The following is a 14,192-nucleotide window of genomic DNA, read 5'->3' on the forward strand; positions in this document are numbered from 1 at the left end:
TCGCACACCTGTACTAAACTAATTTTTTCGGGACATTTTAACTTGCGCTTGACAACTAATGAATTCTTTTTCACTTTCATTAAAATTTTATTTTTAACTGTACTTTTTTTAATTTTTTGTTCCATATTTGTTCCGTAACATTGTATTTTATCAAAAAACAAAAAAAAGAACGTTGATAAATCAACGTTCTTCATAACTTTCTACCTATCAATTAGGTATAAAACGTTCTAGGAGGGATTCGAACCCCCGACCGTTCGCTTAGAAGGCGAATGCTCTATCCTGCTGAGCTACTAGAACAGTACAAAAGTTATTATAGCAATATGTCTAATAACTGTCAACACTTGGAATGAATAAAATTTGCTTTCCAAAATCTATTATAATCTTAGAGAGCGTTTCATTTGTTGTTTTGGATAATACTTTAGTCGGAACTCTTGTAATTGATTTAAAGCATAATCAATCACTTCTCCAAAAGTCATCGAAACTTCTGTAGTTCTTTGTCTTGTTTCTTCAGGCATTTCAACAGTATCTTGTTCATTACGATAGGATAAAAGAAAATTTTGTTTAAAATCTGGATCATAAGTTAAGGCAGCTAATACTTTTCTATCTTCACTATATGGAGCTGCACAATATAATACATCCGCTGTAAATTCTAATATATAAGTATACATTTCATCAATTTCACGTTGATTCATTTGATTCACCTCTTCAAAATTTAGTATACTAAATTTAATCAATAATCACAATATTACTAGGAGGATTTCATGAATTCATATATCACTGTAAAACAAGAAAATCACTTTTCTCCTATTTTATTGTCTATTCCTCATTCTGGAATAGAAATTCCTGAAGGAATTCAAGTACGAATAAATCCAAAAGCAAAACGAATTCATACTGATTGGGAAATGGATACGTTCATTAAAGACTTTCCATTTACAAGTATTTCTTCAAAACTATCGAGATATATCGTAGATGTGAATCGATCAAAATTTACTTCTAAAACTTCTGCACTCCCAATCATTCCAAAATATGATGAAGATGGAAATTCATTATTTAAGCAATATCCTTCTAAAGCAATCCAGCAACAATGGCTGAAGGAATTTTATACTCCTTATTACGATGCGATATTGGAACAAATATACTTAAAAGAACAAAATTTTTCAAAGATTTGTTTACTAGATTTACATAGCTATGATGATCATTCCTTTTCTTCAAATAAAATTATTATTAGTACTAGAGAACATTCAACAATCTCAAAAGAATCGTTGAAGTTTATTGTGCATTGTTTTGAGAAAGCAGCTTTATCCATTCAACTCGATAAACCATTTAAAGGTGGAAATATTATACATGAAGTATCAAAACAACCAAATGTAGAAGCGATTCAAATAGAAATACCTTATTCACTCTATCTTCATAACAATACATTGGATCCACACAAATCGAAAAGCTTACAAGAAAAATTACTACAAATCTTTTTACAAATTGAAGAATATTATAAAAAATAGACGACCGAAGTCGTCTATTTTACTTTTTCATTAAAAATCAAACAAGGATAATTGATTTTCATCTGGTAAGTCATCTAATACTTTATTCTCAGTCATATAATCAATTAAAGTTTTAGAAACTTTCCCACGTGTTGCTAAGTCTTTTTTAGAAATAAATGGTTGTTCTTGTCTTGATTCAACAATTTTATTGGCTACGTTTAATCCTAATCCTGGAATCGATCTAAATGGAGCAATTAAACTATCTCCTTCAATGACAAAATTCACAGCATCAGACTTTTCTATATCGACCATTTTAAAGCTAAAGCCACGTTCACACATTTCATTGGCTAATTCAAGTACAGTTAATAAATTTACTTCCTTCGCACTTGCATCATTTCCTTTATCACGGATTTCCTTCATTCTTTGCTTAATCATTTCTTTCCCTTGTGACATTGCTACAATATCAAAGTCTTGAGCACGAACTGAGAAATATGCACAGTAATATAATAAAGGTTTATGAACTTTAAACCACGCTACACGTAAGGCCATTAATACATAGGCTGCCGCATGGGCTTTCGGGAACATGTACTTAATCTTCAAGCACGATTCGATATACCATTCTGGAACATTATTTTCTCGCATCATTGCTTGATAGTCTTCCGGTATTCCCTTTCCTTTACGTACTCCTTCCATAATTTTGAAAGCAGCACCGTTTTCAACACCTTTATGAATTAAGTACACCATAATATCATCACGACATCCAATTACTTCAGAAAGTGGGATACCATGTAGTCGAATTAATTCTTCTGCATTTCCAAGATATACGTCTGTACCATGAGATAATCCTGAAATTTGTAGTAACTCTGTAAATGTAGTTGGCTTTGTTTGTTCTAACATTCCACGTACAAATTTTGTACCAAACTCAGGAATTCCGAGTGTACCCGTATTAGAATCAATTTGTTCTGGTGTAACGCCTAATACTTCTGTTCCACCGAAGATTTTCATCACTTCTGGATCATCTGGTGGAATATCTTTCGGTTCAATTCCTGATAAATCTTGTAGCATTCTAATCACGGTAGGATCATCGTGTCCAAGTATGTCGAGTTTTAACACATTATCATGGATGGAATGGAAATCAAAGTGTGTCGTTTTCCACTCGGCATTTTGGTCATCTGCTGGGAATTGGATTGGAGTAAAGTCATAAACATCCATATAATCTGGGATTACAATAATTCCCCCTGGGTGTTGTCCAGTACTTCTTTTTACTCCTGTACATCCTTTTGCTAAACGATCAATTTCTGCTTGTCTAAATTCTAATCCTAAATCCCGTTCATATCCTTTTACATATCCAAAGGCTGTTTTATCAGCAACGGTACCAATGGTTCCTGCACGATACACATAATCTTCTCCGAATAATACTTTCGTATAGTTATGCGCTTGTGGCTGATATTCCCCTGAGAAGTTTAAATCGATGTCGGGTACTTTATCCCCATAGAATCCTAAGAATGTTTCAAATGGAATATCATGTCCATCTTTTGCAAGGCGTGTCCCACATTTTGGACAATCTTTTTCAGGTAAGTCAAAACCAGAACCTACAGAACCATCATCAAAAAATTCTGAATAACAACAATTTGGACAACGATAGTGTGGCGCTAATGGATTTACTTCGGTAATACCCGTTAATGTCGCTACTAATGAGGAACCAACGGATCCACGAGAACCTACTAAATATCCATCTTCATTACTTTTATGCACTAATTTTTGAGAAATTAAGTAAATAACCGAGAATCCATTTCCGATAATACTCTTTAATTCTTTATCGATACGTTTCTCAACGATTTCTGGTAATTCTTCTCCATACCATTCATGAGCTTTATCATAACTTAATTTTGTGATCTCATCTTCTGCCCCTTCAATTTTAGGCGTATATAAGTCATCTTTAATTGGAATAATCACTTCTAGCTGATCATTAACCCAATGAGTATTTGTCACAACGACTTCAAAAGCTTTTTCTTCTCCTAAAAAGGCAAATTCATCTAACATTTCATTTGTCGTTCTAAAATGAACATCTGGATAATTTAATTTTTGTCCATTATTCACAGATGTTAATAAAATTTCTCGATAAATTTTATCTTCCGGATTTAAGTAGTGAACATTCCCTGTTGCGACAACTGGAATATCTAGTTCTTCACCTAATTTCACGAGATTTTTAATAATTTCTTCTAGATGGTGTTCATTTCGAATGAGTTCTTTATCAATTAAAGGTCGATAGACTGCTTTTGGCATAATTTCAATATAATCATAAAACTTAGCCTTTTCTTTAGCCTCTTCATAGCCTTTTTGCATCATTGCTTCAAAGACTTCCCCTTCGCTACATCCAGATCCAATTAAAAATGAATCTCTATTTTCAATTAACATGCTTCGTAAAATTCTAGGAACTCTGTAAAAATATTGTACATTTGATGCTGAGACTACTTTAAAGAGTTCTTTCAATCCTGCTTGATGCTTTGCAAAAATCGTAGCATGGAATGGTCGACCATTTTTGAACACTTCTTCTGGGTGTAAGTTCGTATTCAATTGGTCATGATAAATTAATCCATGATCATTGGCTGCTTCTTTTAAGAAAATATGACATAAATGTCCAGTTGTTTCTGAGTCAAATACCGCACGGTGATGTTGTTCTAAGGCAACATTATAACGTTTTGCTAATGTATTTAAACGGTGAGATTTTAATTGTGGATGTAGCAATCTGGATAATTCTAATGTATCAATGACCGGTTGAGTCGTTTTCTCCAAGCCTTCTTTTTCATATCCAGTATTTAAGAATCCCATATCGAAACTAGCATTGTGAGCGACTAAAATCGTATCTTTTGTAAATGCTGCAAATTCTTTTAATACTTGAGCTTGTGATTTAGAACCACGAACCATATCATCTGTAATGCCTGTTAATTGAATCGTTGTTGCAGATAATGGATGTCCTGGGTCAATAAATTCTTCAAACTTATCGATAACATTTCCTTTATGCATTTTAACGGCTGCTAATTCAATAATAGAATCATAAATGGCTGATAAACCTGTTGTTTCCACGTCAAACACTACATAAGTCGCATCTTCTAATAAAATATGTTGTGGATTATAGGCAACATTCACTTGATCATCGACAATATTTCCTTCTAATCCATATAAGATTTTAATATTATTTCCTTTTCCTGCTCCATGAGCTTCTGGATACGATTGTAAGTTTGCATGATCTGTAATGGCTACAGCAGGATGTCCCCATTTAGCTGCTTGTTTCACTAAATCACTCGCAGAATTAGTGGCATCCATGACCGACATATTCGTATGCAAATGTAATTCAATTCGTTTTTGGTCTTCTGGCGCACGATCAATTCGTCCAATATGCTCCACTTTATTCATATCTCGAATAATCATATTTAATTCTTGAGAAAATTTATTAATCTCAATATTTCCATACGCTTTTACCCATGTTCCTTTTTTTAAGGCAGCTAAACGTTCTTCATCTTCAGCTGTTGAGGGAAATAAAGTTGCCCCAATAGATGAAGTGTAGTCCGTCATTTTAATATTCGCAAAAGACTTCCCACTTGCTTTTCTTGTACGAATTTCAATATCAAAAATTTGCGCTTCGATTAATACGTTTCTCTCTTCTTCATAAATATCTGCAATTTCTCTTGTTTCTAAATTACTACGAATCGCTTTTCCATATAAAATAGATGAATCTGAATTAACTGCAGCAGGTTTAGACGCTGTAGCTTCTTGATTTTCCTTTTGTTGAACAGCTTTTTCTTGATACTCTTGTTCAATCGTTTCATGTTTGATTCGTAACTCTTCTTCTAATTGACTACCTAATTCGTCATTGACAATAATATCCACACCCATTTTTGGAAAGCCAAAATTCTCAAAATATTGTTGAATTTTTTTGATGTAATTTTCATTGATATGAGATTTGGTAATTTCATTTGGACAATGAAATTGTATCTTTTTCTGATTCCAAGTAGGGATTTGTCCTGATAATAATTGAACTACAAGAGGTGATTCTTTTTGCAATTGAAAAAGAACCATTTCCCAATAAGCTTGAATTTGTTCTTGGGTAATTGCAGATTCTTCTCTCGTATTCACCATTAATTTCACTCGAGCAATTTTTTCATAAGTCTGTTTTAATTGTTCATAGAAACGTTTGAATTTTTCATACTGAATCACTTGATTTGTTTCAATATGAAAACACCATTCTGGAATACTTTTGGTAATATCAATTTTTGTTAATGAGGCTTGATCAAAATCTGGTTGTAAAAACTCATCCGTATCTAGCTGCAATTGATTCATTAACGTTAAAAATAATTGTTGTTGATGTTCCGACACTTGAGCACTCCTCTCTATAACTGAAAAAATAAGTGTGGTTTTCTATTCTGTTATTATAGAAAACCATCACTTACCTCCTGTTACTTGTTAAAATAATTTACTAATATCATTCCATGTTACTAAAATCATTAAAATGATTAAGAATACTGCACCTGCAATTGTAATATAGGATTCTTTTTCAGGGCTTAATGGTTTCTTACGAATACCTTCGATGATATTTAATACTAATTTACCTCCATCTAAAGCTGGAATTGGTAATAAATTCATCATTCCTAAATTTGCACTAATTAATCCTAAGAAATTCAAAATAGAAATAAATCCACTTTGAGCCACTTGGGAAGTTAATGAAAAAATGGCTACTGGACCACCTAATTGATTAATCGAAAATCCTTTTGTAAAGAATGATGCAATTGTTAAAAATACAGAACTAATGACAAACCATGTTTGAGTAAATCCATAGAGTATTTTAGACAATACATCTGTTTTCTTCGCAGATTCAATTCCTAAAACACCAACTTTAGATCCATCTGATAAATCATACGCTTTAGGAGTCACAACAACTGTTTGTTGAGTCCCATTTCGTTCAATGACAAGTTTTGTTTCAAGGTCTGCACGTGGAGAAATTTGTTTACTAATATCTCCCCATTTTTGTACTCTTTGTCCTTCAATTTCAATAATTTTATCGCCAACTTGCAATCCGGCTACTTGAGCTGCAGATTCACTTGCAAAGTTTCCAACTACTGCTTCATTAGAAGGAACTCCCCCTGCTAGAAATGCTACGATAATAAATGTAATAATCGACAAAATAAAATTATTCATCGGTCCCGCAAAATTTGTTAACATACGGTCTTTTAAACTAGCTGAATTAAATTGACGTTCAATTGGTGCAACGACTACTTCAGTTCCATCTTCTTCAATAATGGTTGCTGTTTTAGAAACTGTTAGAATCTCTAATTCTTCTTTTTGAGGTTTATATCCTCTCACTACCATTTTATCTTGCAAATCACAAGATTCAATTTGAAAAGGAATTCCTTGTTCTAATTCAGTTGATGAATCAAATGAAATTTGTTGAACCATTCCATTTTCTAATCGAAGTGTCACCATCATACCAGGTTTTATGTCTTGATCATCTTCCTCATGACCTGCCATACGAACATAGCCACCAACGGGTAATAATCGTAATGTATAAACCGTCTCACCTTTACGCACTTGGAATACTTTTGGTCCCATTCCAATGGCAAATTCTTTTACTAAAATACCTGCACGTTTTGCAAAATAAAAGTGTCCAAATTCATGAATAATCACAATGACACCAAATACAAATAAAAATGCAATAATTGTTTTAATCATATGTCCTCCTTAATGAGTACCAATAAATTTCAATACAATTTGAAACATAAACATTGCAAAAAATGTTGAATCAAATCGGTCTAATACTCCTCCGTGACCTGGAAAAATTTTCCCAGAATCTTTTACATTAAATCTACGTTTATAAGCAGATTCTACTAAATCTCCTAATTGCCCAAAAACTGATAAAGCAATCATTAAAATAGTCATTTCGACAAAATGAAATCCTAGTGGATTAAATAAATTTAAAGCGATAGTCCCTAAACCAATCGCACCAATCACTCCACCAATGGAACCTTCAATCGTTTTATTCGGACTAATAGCAGGAGCTAATTTATGCTTTCCAAATGCTCTTCCTGTAAAATAAGCAAATGTATCTGTTCCCCAAATAATACAAAAAACAAAGACAAGCATACCAAAACCATATTCACGTACAAATAAAATTCCAGAAAATCCTCCGCCAACATACAATGCAATAAGAGATAAGAAACTCACATCTTCAATAGATAGAGTCTCACTTTTATAAACCGTTAATGACATTAATAACATGACACAAAGGAAGAAAATATAAAAGAAATCTACTCCTACTGGCAATTCAATTATGGGTGCTCTTGCAAAAATAATCGATAAAGTAGCAATTAAAGTTAAAACTCCTTCAATAGAAAAAATCGATAATTTCTTCATTTGAAAAAATTCAAAAATAGCAACAAATGATAAAAATGCAATAACTGCTTTTAATAAATACCCCCCTATGATTAAAACAGGAATAAACAACATCAAGGTAACAATGGCAGTGATAATCCGTGTCTTCATGAAATTAATCCTCCATATCGTCTCTGACGTTTCTGGTACGTTAAAATCGCTTCTTCTAGATCTTCTTTACTAAAATCTGGCCAAAAAATATCTGTAAAATAATATTCACTATAGGCTAATTGCCATAAAAGAAAATTACTTAACCGTTGTTCTCCACTTGTACGGATCATTAAATCTGGCTCTGATAAATCTCCTAAAAAATTCGTTTGTAAATGGTTCGCAAATACTTCTTCATTAATAGATTCCGCATCATACTCACCATTAGAAACATCTACTGCAATTTCTTTTACTGCTTGGAGAATTTCTGCTCTAGAACCATAATTTAAAGCAAAACATAGCGTCATTCCTGTATTGTCTTTTGTATCCTCAACAGCTTTTTCAACGACTCTTCTTGTTGCTTCAGGCAATTGATCGATAAATCCAATTAAACGGATACGCATATTTCTCTCTTGCAATTCAGGCATAAATGAACTAAAAAAGTCACCCGGAAGTTTCATTAAAAAGCTCACTTCTTCGGTTGGTCTCTTCCAATTTTCTGTACTAAATGCATACATTGTCATAGCCTTTACTCCTAATTCATCTGCAGCAATGGCTATTCTTTTAACCGTACTCATTCCCTCTTTATGACCAGCAATTCGAGGTAAATTTCTACTTTTCGCCCAACGTCCATTACCATCCATAATAACAGCAATATGTTGAGGAATATTTGTCTTATCTAATTCAATAGTTTTCGTTTCTTTTTTCTTTTTCCAAAAAAGCATCATTTCAATTCCTTTACTTATGAAATACTCTTTCATTGTAACAGAAAAATAGAACATTGGGTAGTTTATTCCCTCCTTTTAAACCATTCTTAGTCTTTCTAGAATAAACTCTTGAAAGAAGCTTTCTGCCATGGTCTTCTTAGGAAAAAAATGGTATAATGCTAAAGGAAAAGAAGCAAATAGGAGGTAGAAAAATTAAAATGATTACAATGAAAGATATTGTCTTAGAAGGTCATCCTGCCTTGAGAAAGCGAGCGGAAAAAATTAGTTTTCCATTATCAGATGACTTGCAGCATTTGGCTAAAGAAATGCTTGAATTTCTACATAATAGCCAAGATGAAGAAATTGCTGCAAAATATGAATTACGTGCTGGAGTTGGTTTAGCTGCTCCACAATTAGGAAAAGAAATTCAAATGATTGCTCTTTTAATTCCTGGTTATGAAGATGAACCTGCCCTACTTGATGAAGTATGGATTAATCCTCGTATTTTAAGAGAATCTGTTAAAAAAACTTGCTTAAAAGAAGGCGAAGGATGTTTATCCGTTAATCGAGAAGTTCCTGGAGTGGTATTAAGACCACAGCGAATTACAGTGAAATATTTCACACCAGAAGGTGAAGAAAAAGTTAAAACATTGACAGACTATGAAGCCATTGTGGTTCAACATGAAATTGACCACTTAAACGGAGTCATGTTCTATGATCATATTAACCAAACTCAACCACTTTATATTCCAGAAGGAGCTGTCGTAATTGGATAAGAAAATTGCAGTGATATTTGATTTAGATGATACCCTTTATTCTAAAAATGAAGTGTTTTTTAAAACATTTTGTCAATTCGCAACACCAAGTATAGATGCGGAGAGTCTCTATTTAACTTATCAAAAAAGAAGTGATGAGGCTTTTGAAAAATTTTCTGCAGGAGAAATTACTCTTTCTCAATCGCATCAAGAACGAGTTTCCAATACTTTTAAAGATGTAGAAATTGAGTTATCCTCTGAAAAAATTCAAGCTTTTATTAAAGCTTACCAAGACACTTTAAATGCTATTACCCTTTCTGAAGAATGGATTGAAGTATTTCAACAATGTAATAAAGAATCATATCAAATGGCTATTTTGACGAATGGTCCAACAAACCATCAGAAAAATAAACTGTATCAATTAAACTTATCCAAATGGATTCCTGAAGATTTTTGGTTTATTTCAGAATCTATTCAAGCGAAAAAACCAAGTATTCAAGCTTTCCATCATGTCGAATCAAGAATTTCTGCTGATGAGTATTTTATGATTGGAGACGATATAAAAACTGATATTACTGGAGCTATTCAAGCGAATTGGCATCCGATTCAATTTATAAAATATCATCAAATGGATCAAGAAAAGCTCTCTTGTGATGTAGCTAAAGAACCGAAGGATGTATTTCCTTTAATCCAACAAAAACTACACAGATAATTGTACTTAAAGTGTACTTTTATGTTAAAATAATTTTTGAAAATAAATTGAACAAATAAGGAGTTATAAAATGATTTTTAAAATTACTTACCAACCATCAAAAAATGAAGCACCACGTCGTGAAAATACTTTATCTCTATATGTAGAAGCTCAAGATAAAGTTGAAGCTCGTCGTTTAGTTGACGAAAACACTGAATACAATGTGGAGTTCATTCAAGAATTAGATGAAAAACATCTAGCTTATGAACAAAAAAATCCTGATTTCAAAGTTACGGTGTTTAACTAATGAAACCAACAATCAAAAATAATGAAACGGGCGTATTCGCTTTTGGTGGTTTAGGTGAAATCGGAAAGAATACCTATGGCGTCCAATTCCAGGATGAATTAATTATTCTAGATGCTGGAATTAAGTTCCCTGAAGATGATTTATTAGGAATTGACTATGTTATTCCTGACTATAGCTACATTATTCAAAACCAAAGTAAAGTAAAAGGTCTCTTCATCTCTCATGGACACGAAGACCATATTGGTGGTATTCCTTTCTTAATTAAACAAGTGAATATTCCAATTTATGCGACTAAATTGGCAATGTCACTCATTCGAAACAAACTTGAAGAACATGGCTTACTTCGAGATGCTATCTTACATGAAATAGATGAAGATTCGGTTATTAAATTTAGAAAAACTCAAGTAAGTTTTTACCGCACTACTCACTCTATTCCAGATGCATTTGGAATTGTCATTAAAACTCCTCCTGGAAATATTGTATTTACGGGAGACTATAAATTTGACTTTACACCAGTAGGACAACCTGCTAATTTACACAAAATGGCTCAAATTGGCGAAGAAGGTGTCCTAGTTCTTTTAGGTGATAGTACGAACTCAGAAGTTCCAGGATTCACGAAATCAGAACAAGTCGTTGGACAATCCATTAAAGAAATCATCCAACGTGTGGAAGGTCGTATTATTTTCGCTACTTTTGCATCGAATGTTTCTCGTTTAAAACAAGTAACAGATGTTGCAGTAGCAACTGGACGTAAAATTGCTGTCTTTGGACGTAGTATGGAAGCTAGCTTTGCTACTTCTCGTGAATTAGGCTATATTTCTGCGCCAGATGATACATTTATCGATGGTCGTGATATTAACCAATATCCTGCTGAAGAAGTAATTATTTTATGTACAGGATCTCAAGGTGAACCAATGGCTGCCTTAAGCCGTATTGCCAATGGAAATCACCGTCAAATTTCTGTACAACCTGGAGATACGGTCATCTTCTCAAGCTCTCCTATTCCAGGAAATACAGCTGCAGTAAATCGTGTGATTAACTTACTATCTGAAGCTGGAGCTGAAGTTATTCATGGTAAATTAAATAATATTCACACTTCAGGACATGGTTCTCAAGAAGAACAAAAACTAATGTTACGATTAATGAAACCGAAGTATTTCATGCCCGTTCACGGTGAATACAGAATGCAAAAAATCCAAGCTAACTTAGCAAGTCAAGTTGGAATTCCTAAAGAAAATTCATTCATTTTAAGTAATGGAGATATTTTAGCAGTAACAAGTGACTCTGCTCGTCGTGCTGGACATTTCTATGCTGGAGATGTTTATGTAGACGGAAATGGTATTGGAGATATCGGAAATATCGTTTTACGTGACCGTAAAACTTTATCTCAAGACGGTTTAGTGATTGTCGTTGCAACTGTTGATTATGATGAACGTGAATTAGTAACAGGACCTGAAATTTTATCTCGCGGATTTATTTATATGCGTGAATCCGGTGAACTATTAAATCAGGCTCAGCAAATATTAAAAGAAGAATTACAAGCCTTCATTAATGAAGCTGATGAGCCTTTAAATGAGAGATCATTACGTAATCTCATTATAGATACGTTAAATCCTTATTTATATAAACAAACAGCTCGCCGCCCAATGATTTTACCAGTCTTAATGGGTGTTAGCGCAGAAGATGTGGAAGAATAAAAAAAGTCGACTTGCGTCGACTTTTTTCTATATTTGTATGATTTTATTCGCAATATGATTTACAAAACGTTGATCGTGTTCAATTAAAATCAAGGTCGGTTTCACTTCTTTGATTAGTTCTTCAATTTGTATTCTTGAAATCACATCAATATAATTTAGAGGTTCGTCCCAAATATATAGATGAGCAGGTTTGGAAAGACTAATAGAAATTAATACTTTCTTTTTTTGACCATCACTATACAATTTCATATTTGTATCAAATAATTCTTTTGGAAAATCTAATTTACTTAAAATTGTCCGACAAGTAGTTTCATCTACTCCTTGACTATGAATATACTTCATTAAATCTCCTTCCAAAAATGAAGTATCTTGTGAAATGTATGAAAATTCTAAATGATTCGCCATTTTTAACTCACCAATATAGTCAAGATACTGACCTAATAAAATTTTAATAAGTGTTGATTTTCCACTACCATTTGCTCCATTTATAGCAATTACATCCCCTTGATGAATTTCAAAATTGATATTAGAAAATAGTTTTCTTTCTCCAAATTGATAACTCAACTGACTAGCAGATACTAACAAAGATTTGTGATGTTGTAATGGACGAAAAAATAGACTATCTTTTCTTTCAATATCTTTTAATAAATTTTCTTTTTCTTCGATTGCTTTTTGCTGACGCTTTTCTAAGTTCTTGGTCTTTTGCATCATTTTTGCCGCCAAATGCCCAATACGTCCTTTATCTGGCTTTATACCAGAAATTTTCACACCATTCTTCGTATTTTCAACTTTATTCGACCAAACTTTTGTCTGCCTTGCCGCCTTATTTAATCGCTCAATCTCACTTTTAATTTTTTCATTTTGATTAAACTCATACTGATCTTTCGATACTTTATTTTCATACCAAGACGTAAAATTACCTGATTGTACATCAATTGAGTTTCGATTAAAAGAAATGACATGATTAATACATCCATCTAAAAAATCTCTATCATGAGAAATCAATAAAAATCCTTTTTTACTCTTCAGATAATCAGATACAATTTTTCTTCCATTCACATCAAGATGATTTGTTGGTTCATCAATCAATAAAAATCCATTATCTTTCGTAAATAATATCGCCAATAAAAGTTTAGTTTGTTCTCCTTTAGAAAGAGTTTCAAATTTTCTATCCATAATACTTTCATCTAACTTCAACTGATGAAGCTCTCGATACACTTTCCACTCATCTTCTTGCGCTGTCCACTCTTCTAGTAATTCTATCCCAGTCTTTGAAATATCTAGATAATTAGGTGGAAATTGAACAAATTCAACACTTTTATGAATCTTTCCTTGGTAAGATTCTTGTTCTAATAATAACTTAAACAAGGTTGATTTCCCGATTCCATTTCTACCAATTAACCCCGTTTTCCAATTTGTGTCTAAAGAAAAACTCACGTCATCAAACACTGGTTTTGTAGATGAAAAATACGAAAATGTTAAGTTTTCAATTTTAATCAATGACATTATATCACCTTCATTTTGAATAAACTTTACTATTAGTATAGCAAAATTTTGGTTAATCGTTCTTATCAGTTAATAGTAATTCTTTCCTCATAAAATTCTCTATATTTTCTTCAAATAATTTATGCTTTTCATAATAGCTTTATTCAGTTTCCCCATATTTCCGAAATATGAACACTGTTACCAATTAATTTTTTTATTTTTAAGACTAAATAATATTAATATAGAAATAATCGTTACTATTAAATTCATAATCAAAGAATGTTCCGCTAAAATTTGATATCTTTGGACATCTACAAACAACGTTAGCGGTATTATATTATTGTATACAATTTTAATTTCATTAACTGATGATACCCCTATCATCACTCTATCTTGATTATTTGACATAAACATATAATAGAAACACCATACTTGAAAGATTAATACTGAAACAAGTGAAAAAATAAATAAATTTAAACGAACAGACTTCTTTGTC

Annotated in this window: 12 protein-coding genes and 1 tRNA gene; 5 read left to right on the plus strand and 8 right to left on the minus strand. The window is 32.4% G+C overall.

Features of this window, described 5'->3' with window-relative positions:
- The 3 genes from RWL86_RS05970 to RWL86_RS05980 form a co-directional block, all read right to left on the minus strand.
- The coding region (locus RWL86_RS05970) for a hypothetical protein (protein WP_314077902.1) at positions 1-194 on the minus strand (194 nt) is incomplete at its 3' end.
- Between the two features lie 29 nt (positions 195-223).
- A tRNA-Arg gene (locus RWL86_RS05975) sits at positions 224-297 on the minus strand.
- A gap of 77 nt (positions 298-374) precedes the next feature.
- Entirely contained in the window at positions 375-692 is a 318-nt protein-coding gene (locus tag RWL86_RS05980; protein WP_314077905.1) for a hypothetical protein, read from the minus strand.
- A gap of 69 nt (positions 693-761) precedes the next feature.
- Here RWL86_RS05980 and RWL86_RS05985 point away from each other — a divergent pair, with 69 nt between their 5' ends.
- A complete protein-coding gene (locus tag RWL86_RS05985; protein WP_314077907.1) occupies positions 762-1,502 on the plus strand; it encodes an N-formylglutamate amidohydrolase in 741 nt (246 codons plus the stop codon).
- A 30-nt stretch (positions 1,503-1,532) separates the two neighbouring features.
- Here the strand turns inward: RWL86_RS05985 and RWL86_RS05990 are convergent, their stop codons facing one another.
- The 4 genes from RWL86_RS05990 to RWL86_RS06005 all read right to left on the minus strand — a co-directional run bounded on the left by RWL86_RS05990 (position 1,533) and on the right by RWL86_RS06005 (position 8,782).
- The gene (locus RWL86_RS05990) at positions 1,533-5,858 is read right to left on the minus strand and encodes a PolC-type DNA polymerase III (protein ID WP_314077910.1); all 4,326 of its coding nucleotides are present in this window, start codon (positions 5,856-5,858) and stop codon (positions 1,533-1,535) included.
- Positions 5,859-5,945: 87 nt separating this feature from the next.
- Positions 5,946-7,208, minus strand: a complete 1,263-nt coding sequence (gene rseP / locus RWL86_RS05995; RefSeq protein WP_314077912.1) for an RIP metalloprotease RseP — start codon at positions 7,206-7,208, stop codon at positions 5,946-5,948.
- A 9-nt stretch (positions 7,209-7,217) separates the two neighbouring features.
- Positions 7,218-8,018 (minus strand): phosphatidate cytidylyltransferase, encoded by an 801-nt coding sequence (locus RWL86_RS06000; RefSeq protein WP_314077914.1) that lies wholly within the window; start codon positions 8,016-8,018, stop codon positions 7,218-7,220.
- Entirely contained in the window at positions 8,015-8,782 is a 768-nt protein-coding gene (locus tag RWL86_RS06005) for an isoprenyl transferase (protein WP_396276380.1), read from the minus strand. The genes RWL86_RS06000 and RWL86_RS06005 overlap by 4 nt, the downstream gene beginning before the upstream one ends.
- A 197-nt stretch (positions 8,783-8,979) precedes the next feature.
- Between RWL86_RS06005 and def the strand changes: the two genes are divergently transcribed.
- From def to rnjA, 4 genes are all read left to right on the plus strand, one after another.
- Positions 8,980-9,537: a peptide deformylase gene (gene def / locus RWL86_RS06010; RefSeq protein ID WP_314077917.1), complete on the plus strand. Its 558-nt coding sequence runs from the start codon at positions 8,980-8,982 to the stop codon at positions 9,535-9,537.
- Positions 9,530-10,228, plus strand: coding sequence for an HAD family hydrolase (locus RWL86_RS06015; protein ID WP_314077919.1), 699 nt, complete (start codon positions 9,530-9,532; stop codon positions 10,226-10,228). Before def ends, RWL86_RS06015 begins: the two co-directional genes overlap by 8 nt.
- 70 nt (positions 10,229-10,298) lie before the next feature.
- Entirely contained in the window at positions 10,299-10,514 is a 216-nt protein-coding gene (locus RWL86_RS06020; RefSeq protein WP_227931480.1) for a DNA-directed RNA polymerase subunit epsilon, read from the plus strand.
- A complete protein-coding gene (gene rnjA / locus RWL86_RS06025) occupies positions 10,514-12,211 on the plus strand; it encodes a ribonuclease J1 (RefSeq protein ID WP_006702774.1) in 1,698 nt (565 codons plus the stop codon). The genes RWL86_RS06020 and rnjA overlap by 1 nt, the downstream gene beginning before the upstream one ends.
- Positions 12,212-12,238: 27 nt before the next feature.
- Here the strand turns inward: rnjA and abc-f are convergent, their stop codons facing one another.
- A complete protein-coding gene (abc-f, locus tag RWL86_RS06030; protein WP_314077923.1) occupies positions 12,239-13,717 on the minus strand; it encodes a ribosomal protection-like ABC-F family protein in 1,479 nt (492 codons plus the stop codon).
- Between the last annotated feature and the right edge of the window lie 475 nt (positions 13,718-14,192).

This window comes from uncultured Granulicatella sp., from assembly GCF_963515095.1.
In the GTDB taxonomy this organism is placed as follows: domain Bacteria; phylum Bacillota; class Bacilli; order Lactobacillales; family Aerococcaceae; genus Granulicatella.

What these genes read in the sequence shown, in the direction of transcription:
- RWL86_RS05980 (WP_314077905.1), bottom strand. Translation starts at nt 692, where the DNA reads ATGAATCAACGTGAAATTGATGAAATGTATACTTATATATTAGAATTT.
- RWL86_RS06020 (WP_227931480.1), top strand. Translation starts at nt 10,299, where the DNA reads ATGATTTTTAAAATTACTTACCAACCATCAAAAAATGAAGCACCACGT.
- rnjA (WP_006702774.1), top strand. Translation starts at nt 10,514, where the DNA reads ATGAAACCAACAATCAAAAATAATGAAACGGGCGTATTCGCTTTTGGT.
- RWL86_RS05985 (WP_314077907.1), top strand. Translation starts at nt 762, where the DNA reads ATGAATTCATATATCACTGTAAAACAAGAAAATCACTTTTCTCCTATT.
- def (WP_314077917.1), top strand. Translation starts at nt 8,980, where the DNA reads ATGATTACAATGAAAGATATTGTCTTAGAAGGTCATCCTGCCTTGAGA.
- RWL86_RS06000 (WP_314077914.1), bottom strand. Translation starts at nt 8,018, where the DNA reads ATGAAGACACGGATTATCACTGCCATTGTTACCTTGATGTTGTTTATT.
- RWL86_RS06005 (WP_396276380.1), bottom strand. Translation starts at nt 8,782, where the DNA reads ATGATGCTTTTTTGGAAAAAGAAAAAAGAAACGAAAACTATTGAATTA.
- abc-f (WP_314077923.1), bottom strand. Translation starts at nt 13,717, where the DNA reads ATGTCATTGATTAAAATTGAAAACTTAACATTTTCGTATTTTTCATCT.
- rseP (WP_314077912.1), bottom strand. Translation starts at nt 7,208, where the DNA reads ATGATTAAAACAATTATTGCATTTTTATTTGTATTTGGTGTCATTGTG.